Source organism: Bradyrhizobium sp. CCBAU 53351 (genome assembly GCF_015291745.1).
Classification (GTDB): domain Bacteria; phylum Pseudomonadota; class Alphaproteobacteria; order Rhizobiales; family Xanthobacteraceae; genus Bradyrhizobium.
Genome location: NZ_CP030059.1, coordinates 3,190,806 through 3,204,491 on the forward strand (window position 1 = coordinate 3,190,806; position 13,686 = coordinate 3,204,491).

The 13,686-nt window shown below is 63.9% G+C and carries 11 protein-coding genes and 1 tRNA gene; 9 read left to right on the top strand and 3 right to left on the bottom strand.

Translation table 11 applies throughout. The features are described from left to right. Positions 1-50: 50 nt before the first annotated feature. Genes gatC through XH83_RS14885 form a run of 4 tightly spaced genes read left to right on the top strand, consistent with a single transcriptional unit; the run spans position 51 to position 2,325 of the window. Positions 51-338, top strand: a complete 288-nt coding sequence (gatC, locus tag XH83_RS14870) for an Asp-tRNA(Asn)/Glu-tRNA(Gln) amidotransferase subunit GatC (protein ID WP_194407705.1) — start codon at positions 51-53, stop codon at positions 336-338. Between the two features lie 18 nt (positions 339-356). Next, a complete protein-coding gene (locus XH83_RS14875) occupies positions 357-569 on the top strand; it encodes a hypothetical protein (protein ID WP_018321091.1) in 213 nt (70 codons plus the stop codon). Continuing rightward, positions 566-2,041 carry an Asp-tRNA(Asn)/Glu-tRNA(Gln) amidotransferase subunit GatA gene (gene gatA / locus XH83_RS14880; protein WP_194407706.1) on the top strand — a complete coding sequence of 492 codons (1,476 nt, stop codon included), beginning with the start codon at positions 566-568 and terminating at the stop codon, positions 2,039-2,041. Before XH83_RS14875 ends, gatA begins: the two co-directional genes overlap by 4 nt. Beyond that, on the top strand, positions 2,032-2,325 hold the full coding sequence (locus tag XH83_RS14885; RefSeq protein WP_194407707.1) for a hypothetical protein: 294 nt from the start codon (positions 2,032-2,034) through the stop codon (positions 2,323-2,325). The genes gatA and XH83_RS14885 overlap by 10 nt, the downstream gene beginning before the upstream one ends. Before the next feature lie 25 nt (positions 2,326-2,350). On the opposite strand, the gene XH83_RS14890 is transcribed toward XH83_RS14885, so the two are convergent. Then, complete coding sequence (locus tag XH83_RS14890; protein ID WP_194407708.1) at positions 2,351-2,998, bottom strand: hypothetical protein; 648 nt, start codon at positions 2,996-2,998, stop codon at positions 2,351-2,353. Between the two features lie 202 nt (positions 2,999-3,200). On the opposite strand from XH83_RS14890, the gene gatB reads away from it, so the two are divergent. From gatB to XH83_RS14905, 3 genes are all read left to right on the top strand, one after another. Further along, positions 3,201-4,685 carry an Asp-tRNA(Asn)/Glu-tRNA(Gln) amidotransferase subunit GatB gene (gatB, locus tag XH83_RS14895; protein ID WP_194407709.1) on the top strand — a complete coding sequence of 495 codons (1,485 nt, stop codon included), beginning with the start codon at positions 3,201-3,203 and terminating at the stop codon, positions 4,683-4,685. A gap of 1,574 nt (positions 4,686-6,259) precedes the next feature. Continuing rightward, positions 6,260-6,526: a hypothetical protein gene (locus XH83_RS14900; protein WP_194407710.1), complete on the top strand. Its 267-nt coding sequence runs from the start codon at positions 6,260-6,262 to the stop codon at positions 6,524-6,526. Positions 6,527-6,621: 95 nt separating this feature from the next. Next, on the top strand, positions 6,622-6,831 hold the full coding sequence (locus tag XH83_RS14905; protein WP_194407711.1) for a hypothetical protein: 210 nt from the start codon (positions 6,622-6,624) through the stop codon (positions 6,829-6,831). Between the two features lie 167 nt (positions 6,832-6,998). On the opposite strand, the gene XH83_RS14910 is transcribed toward XH83_RS14905, so the two are convergent. Beyond that, positions 6,999-7,091 (bottom strand) — tRNA-Ser (locus tag XH83_RS14910). A gap of 883 nt (positions 7,092-7,974) precedes the next feature. Between XH83_RS14910 and XH83_RS14915 the strand changes: the two genes are divergently transcribed. Beyond that, on the top strand, positions 7,975-9,546 hold the full coding sequence (locus XH83_RS14915; RefSeq protein WP_194407712.1) for a porin: 1,572 nt from the start codon (positions 7,975-7,977) through the stop codon (positions 9,544-9,546). Positions 9,547-10,067: 521 nt separating this feature from the next. Here XH83_RS14915 and XH83_RS14920 read toward each other — a convergent pair. Then, positions 10,068-12,542, bottom strand: coding sequence for a lytic transglycosylase domain-containing protein (locus XH83_RS14920; RefSeq protein WP_194407713.1), 2,475 nt, complete (start codon positions 12,540-12,542; stop codon positions 10,068-10,070). A 225-nt stretch (positions 12,543-12,767) separates the two neighbouring features. Here XH83_RS14920 and dapA point away from each other — a divergent pair, with 225 nt between their 5' ends. Next, positions 12,768-13,658, top strand: a complete 891-nt coding sequence (gene dapA / locus XH83_RS14925; protein WP_194407714.1) for a 4-hydroxy-tetrahydrodipicolinate synthase — start codon at positions 12,768-12,770, stop codon at positions 13,656-13,658. Positions 13,659-13,686: the final 28 nt, after the last annotated feature.

The window sequence follows — 13,686 nt, forward strand, 5'->3', positions numbered from 1 at the left end:
GCGGCCTCTGCTATACGGCACATAGGTTTTGCCGTGAGAGGCCTTATATAATGTCCGTCGACGCCGCTACCGTCCGCCGCATCGCGCATCTGGCGCGCATTGCGGTTTCCGAGGACGAGGTTCCGCATCTGCAGGGCGAGCTCAACGCCATGCTCGCCTTCGTCGAGCAGCTCTCGGAAGTCAATGTCGAGGGTGTGGAGCCCATGACCTCGGTCACCCCGATGCAGATGAAGAAGCGGCAGGACGTGGTCGATGACGGCGGGATTGCCGACGAAATCGTTGCCAACGCGCCCGCGACCGAGGGGCACTTCTTCTTGGTGCCGAAGGTGGTTGAATAATTCTCAGGACCAAGTCCGATGTGTCTGCTTTGCGACGATGAGAAGGCCTATCAGGCCTACATGAATTACCTCGACAAGATGGAGCGGCAGGGCAAGGCTGCCGACCCCAATGTCGCCGTCAATGCCGTGCTCGACGAGATCGAGGCGGCCGCGAACGCCGCCGCCAAGAAAGACGACCCGGCCAACGACAAGACCCTGTCTCCGTTCTTCTGCAGCCCGATCAATAAATGACCGATTTGACATCACTGACGCTCGCCGAGGCCCGCAAGGGTCTCGCCGACAAGACTTTCACGTCCCTCGAGCTGACCGACGCGCATCTGAACGCGATCGAAGCCGCGCGCGTGCTCAACGCCTTCGTGATGGAGACGCCGGACCAGGCGCGCAGCATGGCGAAGGCCGCAGACCAGAAGATCGCCAAGGGCGACGTCGGCCCGCTCGCCGGCATCCCGCTCGGCATCAAGGATCTGTTCGCGACCAAGGGCGTGCGCACCACGGCGTGCTCGAAGATTCTCGGCAATTTCGTGCCAACCTATGAGTCCACGGTGACCTCGCAGCTCTGGCGCGACGGCGCCGTGATGCTCGGCAAGCTCAACAATGACGAGTTCGCGATGGGCTCGGCCAACGAGACCTCGTGCTTCGGTCCCGTCGGCAATCCCTGGCGGCGCGAGGGCAGCAACACCACGCTGGTGCCCGGCGGCTCGTCCGGCGGCTCGGCCTCGGCCGTGGCGGCGCTCTTGTGCATGGGCGCGACCGCGACCGACACCGGTGGCTCGATCCGTCAGCCGGCGGCATTCACCGCGACCGTCGGCATCAAGCCGACCTATGGCCGCTGCTCGCGCTGGGGCATCGTCGCCTTTGCCTCCTCGCTCGACCAGGCAGGTCCCATCGCGCGCAGCGTGCGCGATGCTGCGATGCTGCTCCGCTCGATGGCCGGCCACGATCCGAAGGACACGACCTCGGTCGACATTGCCGTGCCGGATTACGAGGCCGCGATCGGCAGGTCCGTGAAGGGCATGAAGATCGGCATTCCCAAGGAATATCGCCTCGACGGCATGCCGGCCGAGATCGAGAAGCTCTGGACCGAGGGCGCGGCGTGGCTGAAGGCCGCCGGCGCGGAACTCGTCGAGGTGTCGCTGCCGCACACCAAATACGCCCTGCCGGCCTATTACATCGTGGCGCCGGCGGAGGCGTCCTCCAACCTCGCGCGCTATGACGGTGTTCGCTACGGCCTGCGCGAGCAGGGCAAGAATATCATCGAGCTCTACGAGAACACCCGCGCGGAAGGGTTTGGCGCGGAAGTGCGCCGCCGCGTCATGATCGGCACCTATGTGCTCTCGGCCGGCTATTACGACGCCTATTATTTGCGCGCCCAGAAGGTACGCACGCTGATCAAGAAGGACTTCGAGGATTGCTTCGCCAAGGGCGTCGACGCGATCCTCACCCCCGCAACGCCGTCGGCCGCCTTCGGCATCGGCGAGAAGGGCGGCGCCGATCCGGTCGAGATGTATCTCAACGACATCTTCACGGTGACTGTGAACATGGCGGGCCTGCCCGGCATCGCCGTTCCCGCCGGCAAGGACGCGCAAGGCCTGCCGCTCGGCCTGCAGCTGATCGGCCGTCCCTTCGACGAGGAGACGCTGTTCTCGCTCGGCGAGGTGATCGAGCAGGCCGCCGGCCGCTTCACACCGACGAGGTGGTGGTGAATGTCGCTGGCTTCATCGCGAGCCTCGACGGCGCGGCGCCTGCGCCGGATCTGAACGCGCCGCTCAGAGGTCTCTGGTGGGCCGCCAAGGGCGACTGGGACCAGGCCCACAAGATCGTTCAGGACGACCAGGGGCGCGACGCCGCCTGGGTGCACGCTTACTTGCACCGCGTCGAAGGCGATCTCGGCAATGCCGGCTATTGGTACCGCCAGGCCGGACGGCCGACGGCAAAGGATTCATTGGAGGCGGAGTGGGAGCGGATCGCCACCACGCTGCTCGCTTGATCCGCGCCTTTGTCGCGCGGCCGCGCTATCTCAGCGTCCCCTTCGGCAACAGATATTCGTGAACATGCGGACAGACATTGCCGAGGTTGCACCGCTCGGCCTTGATGAGCGGCTCCAACTGGGCAATCAGCGCCTTGGCATTGAACACTTTCGGCGGCGCCGCCTCGACAGGCGCCGGCAGGAAATGCACGTCCGCCTCGATGCCGGGCTTGGGCGCTACCGCCCCACCGCCCGTGTAGATGAAGACGGCACCGCGCGCGAGCCGGATCGGCTCATCCGACCGGCTCGCGAGATCGCCGCGATCCCAGACCCTGAAATCAGCCGTCTCCTGCGGCGATACCGGAATGTAGGTGCGCAACGATGGCACGGCGCTGGCAAGACGCGGGCCTGTCCGATCCTCCGCCGGCGGCCGGCGCATCACAAAATGAATGTCGGAGAGGACCTCAAAACCGGCGAAGCCCTTTTCGAGCGCCAATTGGGCAGCTCGGTAGAGCCAATAGACTTGAACGCTCTCCCGGGTGGTATAGCCATTGCCCTGGAAGCTCACGCGGTAGACGTCAGCCCTCAATTCCTTGACGTCCGATCCACCGGTGATGCTCTGTTGCTGGTAAGGTGTCGAACACGACACGAGAACGGCGGCCGCAGCCGCCAGCATCGAAACGCGAAAAAACATGCATTGCCCCCTGCGCACAACTTGTACGGCGTGCCGGGACCTCGCGTCAATGTCTGCGTGGGCGGTCGCAAGCCCGGACGGGGAGCAGGTGCCGCGCTGGCCATTCCATCATCGACGCGCCACGTTCTCCAGCTTGACTGGCACCATCCGTTGCGCGAAGCCCAGCTATCCCAGATATGACCTTATCCGGACATCGAAGCTCATGAACGCACCTGCCGCACCCCACAAACTTCTCAAAGGCGCAACCGGCGACTGGGAGATGGTCATCGGCATCGAGATCCACGCCCAGGTGACCTCGAACGCAAAATTGTTCTCGGGCGCGTCGACCGCGTTCGGCGGCGAGCCGAATAGCCAGGTGTCGCTGGTGGATGTCGCGATGCCGGGCATGCTGCCCGTCATCAACGAGGAATGTGTCAGACAGGCTGTCCGGAGCGGGCTCGGCCTCAACGCGAAGATCAATCTGCGTTCGGTGTTCGACCGGAAGAACTATTTCTATCCCGACCTGCCGCAGGGCTACCAGATCAGCCAGTATGCCTCGCCGATCGTGGGTGAGGGCGAGGTGATCGTCGATCTCGACGGCGGCAAGACCACCACCATCGGTATCGAGCGGCTGCATCTGGAGCAGGATCCCGGCAAGATGCTGCACGACCGGTCGCCGTCGCTCTCCTACATCGATTTCAACCGCTGCGGCGTGGCGCTGATGGAGATTGTCTCGAAACCGGACATCCGCGACGCCGAGCAGGCCAAGGCCTATGTGACCAAGCTGCGCTCGATCATGCGCTACCTTGGCACCTGCGACGGCGACATGGAGAAGGGATCCTTGCGTGCCGACGTCAATGTGTCCGTGCGCAAGCCCGGCGCGCCGCTCGGCACCCGCTGCGAGATCAAGAACATGAACTCGATCACCTTCATCGGCCAGGCGATCGAGTATGAAGCGCGCCGCCAGATCGAGATCCTGGAGGATGGTGGGCAGATCGAGCAGGAGACGCGCCGGTTCGACCCCAACAAGGGCGAGACGCGCTCGATGCGGTCGAAGGAAGAGGCGCATGACTACCGCTACTTCCCCGATCCCGATCTGTTGCCGCTGGAGTTCTCGCAAAGCTACGTCGATGAGCTGAAGGCCGAGCTGCCCGAGCTGCCGGACCAGAAGAAGACGCGCTTCGTCGCCGATCTCGGGCTGTCGGCCTATGATGCGAGCGTGCTGGTCGCCGAGCGTGAGAGCGCGGTGTTCTACGAGACCGTGCTGGACAGGCTCGGCAACCGCGCGCGCGACGGCAAGATGGCGGCGAACTGGGTGATCAACGAGCTGTTCGGCCGTCTCAACAAGGAAGGCCGGGATATTACGGGCTCTCCGGTGAGCGCCGAGCAACTGGCTGCGATCGTCGACCTGATCGGCGAGGGCACGATCTCCGGAAAGATCGCCAAGGATCTGTTCGAGATCGTCTGGCAGGAAGGCGGCGATCCCCGCGCGCTGGTCGAAAGTCGCGGCATGAAGCAGGTCACGGACCTTTCGGCGATCGAAAAGGTTGTCGACGACATCATCGCGGCCAATCCCGACAAGGCCGCGCAGGTCAAGGACAAGCCGCAGTCGCTCGGCTGGTTCGTCGGCCAGGTGATGAAAGCTTCGGGCGGCAAAGCCAACCCGCAAAGCGTCAACGACCTGCTCAAGTCCAAGCTCGGCGTCTGATCTCACGCGCGCGAGCGAGGTGACGGACGCGCTTCGTCACCTCGCTTCCGCTCTCGATGCGATGCTCGCGCGCATCCTCGGCGGCAAACTTCATCCCGATCAGCTGCGATGTGACGACCGAATCGCCGTCACGCGATTCGCGCAAAACGGCGCCTTGCGCGCGCCTCGACGGGCGCTCGCGCCGTTAATCATGAAAATATTTTCGTTGCCAAAAGTCGCGACTCAGAGTCCGCGAAGCGCCCTCGCGAGACACTCGCGCGATTGGCGATGCATGTCGTCGCGATGATCGTGTGCGATGCGTGCCTACAGAAAAATACTTGCTGCATAGTGTTTTTCTGCAATCGCATATGCCGCGAACATCGATGTTGCGAGCACTCTCTGCAGTCGATCGCACGCGTCGTGCAGTGCGCTTGCATCGCGCTCGCCAAGCGCACGCGCGTTGCGTCGTCAACACTTCTTTAAGCGAGACGCTGTTTTTTTCGTCGTGTTGGTGTATTCGGGATGAGTGCATTCGATCCCCGACTGCACGCAGCGATTAAAGCCATCTCACACATCGGAGGGCAACATGGCCAAGAAAGCGAAGAAGGCGAAGAAGGCGAAGAGCGCAGTGAAGAAGACTGCGAAGAAGACCCGCAAGGTCGCCAAGAAGAAGAAGTAACTTCGACTTCTGAATTTGCCGGCTCTAGCAGCCGGCACGTCATCAGCGCCTCCTGGAGGATCTGATCGACGATAGAGGGTGTCGGCGAGACATCAGGTCAACGGTCGGACCGTTCTCTTTGCGGTCCGGCAGAAGAAACGAGTTTTCTTCGTTCGGTGCGGCTCTCCGCAAGGAGCTCCGCAATTTCACAAGCGGCCTTCGGGCCATCGTGGAATCTGGTCCTGACGTGTTCGCCGACGCCCTCGTTCTCTTGAGGCCGGGGTATTGCCGGCAATCCTTTCCCAGACATTGCTGATCTGACCACGGCGCGATCGCGCTGTGCATGGCTGCGCCGCCTTGAGGCAGGCGCGGGCCGCCGATCGATCGCGCGCTGCATGCGTGCCGCTTCTCCTGCAATGCCTGTATCGTCGCCCGGCTCCGACCGGATCCGGTCCGCCGCACTCTGTCCTGGGACATTGCTGTCTCTGGAATACCCAGCCGCCGCCTTCGCTGAAGCGTCGGCGTCCCAAGACCGCGGCGAAGCCTTGGTGGGCCTCCGTCGCCGGTGACGACAGCGAGGATGGACGCCCACATCACGCGCACGACAGCGCGCGATGGTTATCGATGTCCCAAAATCCTGCGGTAAACAGAATCTGACGAATCGCAGAAGTGCCTGCAAATCAAGGATTTCTTGAAATCCCCGCGTCGGTGCCGCGCGGGCGCGTTTACGTCTGCTTCATCGCGATACTTAAACTGCCATTCAAATTTGCCCGCCATCATCGCCTCCAACAAGCCGGCAAACGGCAACAAGATTTGGACAACCAGACTTGGGGATGAGTTGAACAGTGCAAGATCCCGGGAAGGGTCATGCACATCAGAGTTGGACGGGAGCCGCGCTCGGGGGAACGAGGCGGCATAAGAACAAAGGGGATGCGTTATGTTTCAGGGTACTTTCGATCTGGAGACGGCAACGCCGATCGACACGAGCACGCTGTCGGACCTGCTGTTCGAGCGCGGCATCTATTGGGCGAGCGGCCGCTCCGGCCTGGTCGATCTCGTCGCCGCGCATAAATGGTTCAACCTCGCCGCGCTGAAGGGCCGCAAGGACGCCGTAGCGCTGCGCCAGGAGGTTGCCGGGCAGATGTCGGAAGCCGAGATCTCGGTCGCACAGCGCGAGGCGAGGGCGTGGGTTTCCACCCACTGAATCCAAAATCGCATCCACACCCGTGTTCGCACGGGTGGGCCTGGTTGCGTTGAATCAAGTTTTTCCGTCGTGCCGCCACATAAGACCCGGGCGGCATGAACGACCCCGACACCAATGGACGATGGCTGCCGATTCAGATCGCTCCCGATGAGTGCGAGCTGGAACTCGGCCGCCTGCACAAGACCGGGATTCTGCCCTGGTCGTTTCCGTGCCGGCGCAGGTCCGGCGTCTGGTTCAACGTCTGGGCCGACGAGGCCGTGCTGATCTCGCCCTCGCATTGGCGGATCTGGCGGTTCCACCGCTAGATTCGGACGCACACATATAAGGTCAGTGCGAATCGACTCTGCGCGCAGCCGCGCCGATTCTTGCGGGTGATTCCTGCGGGGTGATTCCTGCGCCAGGCTTTCGCTCCGGTCTAGCAATCGCTTTCAGGTGAACGAATGCCCAGATCTTGATCGATTCTGCCGCTGGGTGGCGGAGAGGGAGGGATTCGAACCCTCGATACAGCTTGAGACCGTATGACGCTTTAGCAAAGCGTTGCCTTCAGCCACTCGGCCACCTCTCCGGTGCGAGCCTTATGCATCTAATTGCTTGGGCCGGTCAATTTGGAAGCGTGTGTTTTCGCTCGAATATTCCCAGCGAATTTCGAAACAAGACGGGTTTGCGCCCCGGGGCGGCAGCGTCACGTTGCGAGAATAGGTGCAGAGCTGGCGTCTTGGCCGCATTCCGAAAGACGATTCCGCCGATCAGAATGGCGTGCGCGCGTAAGATATTGAATTAATTAACGCAATTGGAGAGGCGGGGCAGGGAGGGCCTGTCGAGTGCCGAATCCCTCGGTCGTCGCTGACCGAGCTGGCCCTGCTCCCGATATCGCTGCGCCATCCCCAGCGAGCCACACATATATAGAGCCGCCGCATATAGAGGCGCCGCGGCTCGGGTGCCCTCGGATTGCTGTGAGCGTCGCGAGCAGATGACCAGTCGTCCCCGTTTGTGGTTCGCCTTTGAGTCGCAGCCGTGAGTCTCGGTCCGATTCTGCGATTCGAGTTCGGCCAGAGCCGCGACAGCGCGGTGCCCGGCCTCCGCTGCCTCAGGTGAGGAGTTTTGGCGGCGAATGGAACCGCCTCAAAAACATGAGAAAAAACAATATGTTGCGAGGGCGCTGCGATCACATCTGCGTGTTATTTGTGCAACACCCGTCGGAAAACAAGCTTCGTGGGCCCGTTTCGAAGCGTTCTCTTGTTGTGTGTGCAAGGACGTTCGGTAATTGTGACTGAGCGACGGAGGGGGGCATCCCGAGGTCGTCCCGTTTAGGTCATTCGCTTAAGTCCCTCGCGTTCATGCGGGTGTGTCCGAAGGCGCGAAGGGGGCCAAGGCGGTGATTTAGAGGGGGTTGGGGAATTGGCCGTCCGGTCAGTGACCTTCCCTGAAGAGCAACTTGGAGGTTTAACATGAAGTTGGTTAAGAGCCTTTTGCTCGGCTCAGCGGCGGGTCTGATCGCCGTGGGCGGAGCGCAGGCAGCCGATCTCCCCGTGAAGGCCAAGGCGGTCGAATACGTGAAGATCTGCTCGCTGTACGGCGCGGGTTTCTACTACATCCCGGGCACCGACACCTGCATCAAGCTGGGTGGTTATCTGCGCGCTGAAGTCGCGCTGAACACCAACTCGAGCTTCAGCGGTCAGCTGACGTCGAACAACGGCGCGCGCAACCGTCTGACGAACTACTACACCATGCGCGCTCGTGAAGATCTCAACATCGACACGCGCACCGCGACCGAGTACGGCGTCGTCCGTACCTTCTTCGACGGCGTGTTCTCCTGGACCACCGGCAACTACTCCGGCACGGGCAGCGCGGTCGGCACCACTGCTTACAGCGGCACGCTGGCGCTCAACACCTCCGGCGCCACCCCGGCGCTCGTTGGTTCGTCGATCAACGGCACCGACGGCAACACCTCGGGCGGTTCGCTCGGCGTGTACTACGCCTTCATCCAGTTCGCCGGCTTCACCATGGGTAAGGCCGTGTCGCAGTTCGACGCGCCCTGGACCAACTATCCCGGCAACAACTTCGACAGCCTCGTCGGCGGTTCCGGCACGGTCACTGGTGTCAACCAGTTCACCTACACCGCTGACTTCGGTCAGGGCGTGACGGCCTCGTTCTCGGCTGAAGACGCGACGGCCTACTATCAGGCCGGCAACCTGAACATGGTCGGCGCGACTGCTGCTGGCATGATCGGCGGCTCCTATGGCGCCAACGCCATCGGCGGCTCGCGTTCGCCGAACCTCGTCGGTATGGTCCGTGTCGACCAGGCTTGGGGTCTCTTCCAGGCGTCGGTCGCTGCGCATGACAACCACGTTGCCTACTACGGCGCCAACGAAGTCACCGGTCACCCCGATGACAAGTGGGGCTGGGCAGTTCAGCTCGCTCTGTCGATCAAGAACATCCCGACTGGTGCGGGTGACGTGATCAACATTTCGGGCGTCTACACCGACGGCGCGTCCCGCTACAACTTCCAGAACCTGTCGGGCGGCAGCTACTCGATGTTCGGCAACTCGGGCGTTGCCTACCAGAGCGTCGGCTTCGCCATCGCTCCGGACACCGTGTTCGTCACCGGCTCTTCGCAGGAGACTGTGAAGACCTGGGGCTTCCGTGGTGCCTACACCCACAACTGGGATCCCTACTGGAACACCGCGCTGTACGGTGCCTACGCTCAGGCGCAGTTCGGCTCGCTCGCCAAGACCACGCTTTGCGGCGCTGGCGGTGCAGGCGGCGTGTTCGGTGGCCTCGCCGGTGTCACCGGTTGTAACCCTGACTTCGCTGTGGCGCAGGTCGGTGTGATCACCCGCTGGACCCCGGTCAAGAACCTCACGTTCTCGGCTGACCTGAACTGGACCCACCTCGACCAGAAGTACTCCGGTACGGTTGGTTACGCTGGTGCCGGCACGACGGCCAAGCCGGCCGCTGTGTACGAGCTGAAGGATCAGGACACCATCACCCTGCTCCTCCGCGCTCAGCGCAACTGGTAAGTTCGGTCTAACGACCTGACAGAGAACCCCGGCGGGAAACCGCCGGGGTTTTTCTTTTGCCGCGGCCTTTGATCTCGCATTTCGCGCAATGGGCCAGGTTGGTGTGTCGTTCTCCGTTGATCGGGTGTCGTTGCGGTCTGACGGAAGTCGTTGCGGGAGAGGGGATCTCCACGCGTGCTCCCGACCGAGGCGCGCAAGGGAGAACGGCCGTTGGCCAGCCGTACCCGTGCCAACGCCTCGCCGCCGAAAGAGGGAGCGCTGAGCCGATGAGGGAACGGGGGGCATTGCAAACCGCACCGGCCTGATCTGGCCTTTGCAGCGGCCGCGTCTTCATCTTGGCGCAGGCGGGGCTATGCGAGCTTGCCGCTCTGACGGCGGCTGGCGCAGCGCTCAAGGAGCGCGTCGAGCAAGGCCGCAATAAGGAGCGCCTTCGATCGCTGGGTATGGTTCGGCGACTGAGGTTCTGCCAGGGCAGCGAGCGCCACCCAGGCTCGCGGCAGCAAATCGAAGAGTGCGGCTCGCTACTCGACGCTGCCGGCGCCGCGGCGCAAATCGGCTTCGATCTGCAAGCGCGTGCCGCCGCCGAAGCGGGCGCGGTAGACCTGAAGGTTCTCCATGATCCGCTGCACGTAGTTGCGCGTCTCGGAGAACGGAATCAGCTCGACCCAATCCACCGCGTCCACCTTGGGGTCGCGAGGATCGCCGTAGCGGTCGATCCATTTCTTCACGCTGCCGCGGCCGGCATTGTAGGCGGCAAAGGTCATGATGTAGGAGCCGCGGTAATCCTCGAGCAGTCCGCCGAGCTCGGCCGAGCCGAGCGTGGCGTTATAGACCGAATCGTTCTTCAGCCGGCCGAGATCGTAGGTCGCGCCATGCCGCTTGCAGACATAGCGCGCGGCGTCCGGCGTCACCTGCATCAGCCCGTAGGCCTGCGCCGGCGACACCACGCGAGGGTTGAACGCGCTTTCCTGCCGCGCGATCGCATAGACGATGCTGCGCTCGACCTCGGGGCCGATCGGCGTGAATTGCGGAATGCCGTTGACGGGATACGCGTAGAAGTCGAACGGCAGGCCGCGATTGAGCGCGGCCTTGCCGACCAGCAGCATGCCGCGCGCGTCATTGTAGCGCTGGGCGAGCTCGCCGAGGCCGGCAAGCACCTCGGGATCGCCGTTCTCGCCCATGTCGGCGAGCAGGGGCACCGCGAGTTCGCGCTCGTCGAGCTCGTAGAGCAGGTGCGCAGCGCGCACGATCTCCAGACGTTCGGCGCCGCGCCCGCGCGGCTGGCTGTTGAGCTCGATCTGCGGCAGGCCGAGCTTGGCCCGGGCGAGCTGGCCGTAATAGCTGGTCGACTGTTCGGCGGCCCGAGCATAGGCGTTGCGCGCCTCCTGCTGGCGTCCGGCCGCTTCCGCGGCGCGGCCCTGCCAGTAGCCGGCACGCGCCAGCGCGGTCGGATTGACGCTGCCGACGCCGATGCGGGCGAAATGCTGGGTGGCCGCCGCGGGATCATTGAGGAAGCGCAGCGCGATCCACCCGGCGGTGAACTCCTGCTCGGTCTTGTAGATGTCGCGCGAGGGCAGCGCGGCATCGCGCGCGATCAGATAGGCGCTGCGGAATTCCTCGGTGTCGATCATCTTGCGCGCCAGGAGGCGCCGCTCGATCCACCATTCGTCGAGATTGTGGAGCCGGCCCGGATCCTTCGGCGCGGACAGCATGAGCTGGGCCGCTTCCGCAAACTTCTCCTCGCGGCGCAGGAGCTGGATCTTGCTGAAGATGAAGCCGGGATCGCTGTGCAGCTCGCGCGGCACCGCGTCGAGCAGCGCGCGCGCGTTGGGCGCTTTCTTGACGGCGGCGATGCGGGCCTTGGCGAGCGCGACGTAGCCGGCGCCGAGGCGCTTTGCAGCGCGCATCGCGGCCTCGTTCTCGCTGCCGTAGAGCAGGGTGTCCATCCGCGACTTCTGGTCGCCCGGCGTCAGCAGGGCACCGAACTGGTCGAGCGCGTTGTTCTCGGTGTCCTCCGACATCGGATCGCTGCGCCAGGCCTCACGCACCAGCCGCTCGGCGTTGGCGCGGTCGCCGCGCGCCAGCATCGCCTTGGCGAGCGTGAAGCGGCCCTTGGCGGAGATCGGAGACTCGGTCTCGAACCACGACCACGCCACGGAATCGTCGCGCCTGTCGTCCCACATCGCCGCTTCGAGGCGCCGGCGCAGGAAGGTCTGTGACGGCCAGCTCGGATTGGCGGAGAGGAAGGCGCGGTAGCGCTCCACGGTCGCGCCATTGTCCTCGCTGCGCAGGATGATCCATTCCGCGAGTTTTCGCGCGACGGGATCCGAGATCGACGCCGCGGCATTGGTGGCATCACCCGCCTTGCGCTTGCGCACCAGCTCGATGACGCTCTCCAGCGTCTCCTTGTCGCCCTGCGACGTCGACGATGTCGCTGCGACCGCGGCCGGGACGACCGGCTTGCGCGGCGCGGCATGCTGGCGCGTCGCAGGAGCCAGCACGGGAGCTGCGGCGGGTTTCGGCGCAGGGGCGGACGGTCTGACCGTGGCCGTCACGGCCGGCGCGGGGGCCGCTTTCGGATGCGCAGCGGTGGCGGCCGGGTGTGATTTCGGCGCAGGTGCCGCGGCGGCAGGTTTGGGCTTGTCTTTCGCGGCGTCTTTTCCGGCGCTCTTGCCAGTATCCTTGCCAGCGCCCTTGCCAGCGTCCTTGCCGGCATCCTTGGCCGGTTTCTTCGCAACGTCCTTGGCCGGGGGGGCGGCCGCACCCTTGCTCGCACCCTTGGCGGTATCCTTCGCGATGTCCTTGCCGGGGCCTTTGCTGGTTCCCTTGGACGAACCCTTCGCGGCATCCGTGGCCGCAGGCTTGGCGGCCTCCGCAGGCGTCTCATTGGACTTGTCATTGGACTTGGCGAGGGCAGTGCAGCCGACAGACAGCCCTGCTATCAGGGACACGACCAGGCCGGTGGACCGCCAAGCGGCACGAGGGAATGAGGTCACGGGTATTATCGCCCCGAATCAGTCAAGTGGCTCAAGATCTAGCTGTATTTGATTGAATATGCGGACAAAATACCAACAGCCGCTTACCTCGGGCCGATTTGCACCACCACCGCGGCAAAATCGCGGCCTAAACGGTGCGTCACACGGAAGCGGGTCTTTTACCGGCGGGATAGACCCGATATGAATGGCGCTTGCTCGAGAGATAGCCGCGTACGGAGGAAGTCCATGGCAGCCAAGACGAAATTCCGGGGGTCGTTCACCGCCTTGGTCACGCCGTTCAAGAACGGGTCGCTGGACGAGGCGGCGTTCCGCTCGCTGGTCAACTGGCAGATTTCCGAAGGCACCAACGGCCTGGTCCCGGTCGGCACCACCGGCGAGAGCCCGACGCTCAGCCATGACGAGCACAAGAAGGTCGTCGAATGGTGCATCGCTGAAGCCAAGGGCCGCGTGCCCGTGATCGCGGGGGCGGGCTCCAACTCGACCAAGGAGGCGATCGAGCTCTCCCAGCACGCCGAGAAGGCGGGCGCGGACGCCGTGCTGGTGGTGACGCCCTACTACAACAAGCCGACCCAGGAAGGCATGTACCAGCACTTCAAGGCGATCAACGACGCGATCGGAATTCCGATCATCATCTACAACATCCCGCCGCGCTCGGTGATCGACATGTCGGTCGACACCATGAAGCGGCTGTGGGAGCTGAAGAACATCGCCGGCGTCAAGGACGCCACCGCCAGCATGGTCCGGGTGTCGCAGCAGCGCGCGGCGATGGGCGAGGACTTCAACCAGCTCTCGGGCGAGGATGCGACCATCCTCGGTTACATGGCCCATGGCGGCCACGGCTGCATCTCGGTGACCTCGAACGTCGCGCCGCGCTTGTGCTCGGAGTTCCAGGCCGCCTGGGCGAGGGGCGACCACGCCACCGCGCTGAAGCTGCACGACAAGCTGATGCCGCTGCACAACAACCTCTTCATCGAGAGCAACCCGGCGCCGATCAAGTACGCGATGTCGCTGCTCGGCAAGCTGGACGAGACGCTGCGGTTGCCGATGGTGCCGGTCACCGAGCCGACACGCGTTGCGGTGCGCAGCGCCATGGTGCACGCTGGCCTGATCAACTGACGCGCCAGCATATCGGGGAGCCCGTCCA

Coding starts and splice junctions, on each gene's coding strand:
- gatC (WP_194407705.1), top strand. CDS start 51: ATGTCCGTCGACGCCGCTACCGTCCGCCGCATCGCGCATCTGGCGCGC.
- XH83_RS14875 (WP_018321091.1), top strand. CDS start 357: ATGTGTCTGCTTTGCGACGATGAGAAGGCCTATCAGGCCTACATGAAT.
- gatA (WP_194407706.1), top strand. CDS start 566: ATGACCGATTTGACATCACTGACGCTCGCCGAGGCCCGCAAGGGTCTC.
- XH83_RS14890 (WP_194407708.1), bottom strand. CDS start 2,998: ATGTTTTTTCGCGTTTCGATGCTGGCGGCTGCGGCCGCCGTTCTCGTG.
- gatB (WP_194407709.1), top strand. CDS start 3,201: ATGAACGCACCTGCCGCACCCCACAAACTTCTCAAAGGCGCAACCGGC.
- XH83_RS14900 (WP_194407710.1), top strand. CDS start 6,260: ATGTTTCAGGGTACTTTCGATCTGGAGACGGCAACGCCGATCGACACG.
- XH83_RS14905 (WP_194407711.1), top strand. CDS start 6,622: ATGAACGACCCCGACACCAATGGACGATGGCTGCCGATTCAGATCGCT.
- XH83_RS14915 (WP_194407712.1), top strand. CDS start 7,975: ATGAAGTTGGTTAAGAGCCTTTTGCTCGGCTCAGCGGCGGGTCTGATC.
- dapA (WP_194407714.1), top strand. CDS start 12,768: ATGGCAGCCAAGACGAAATTCCGGGGGTCGTTCACCGCCTTGGTCACG.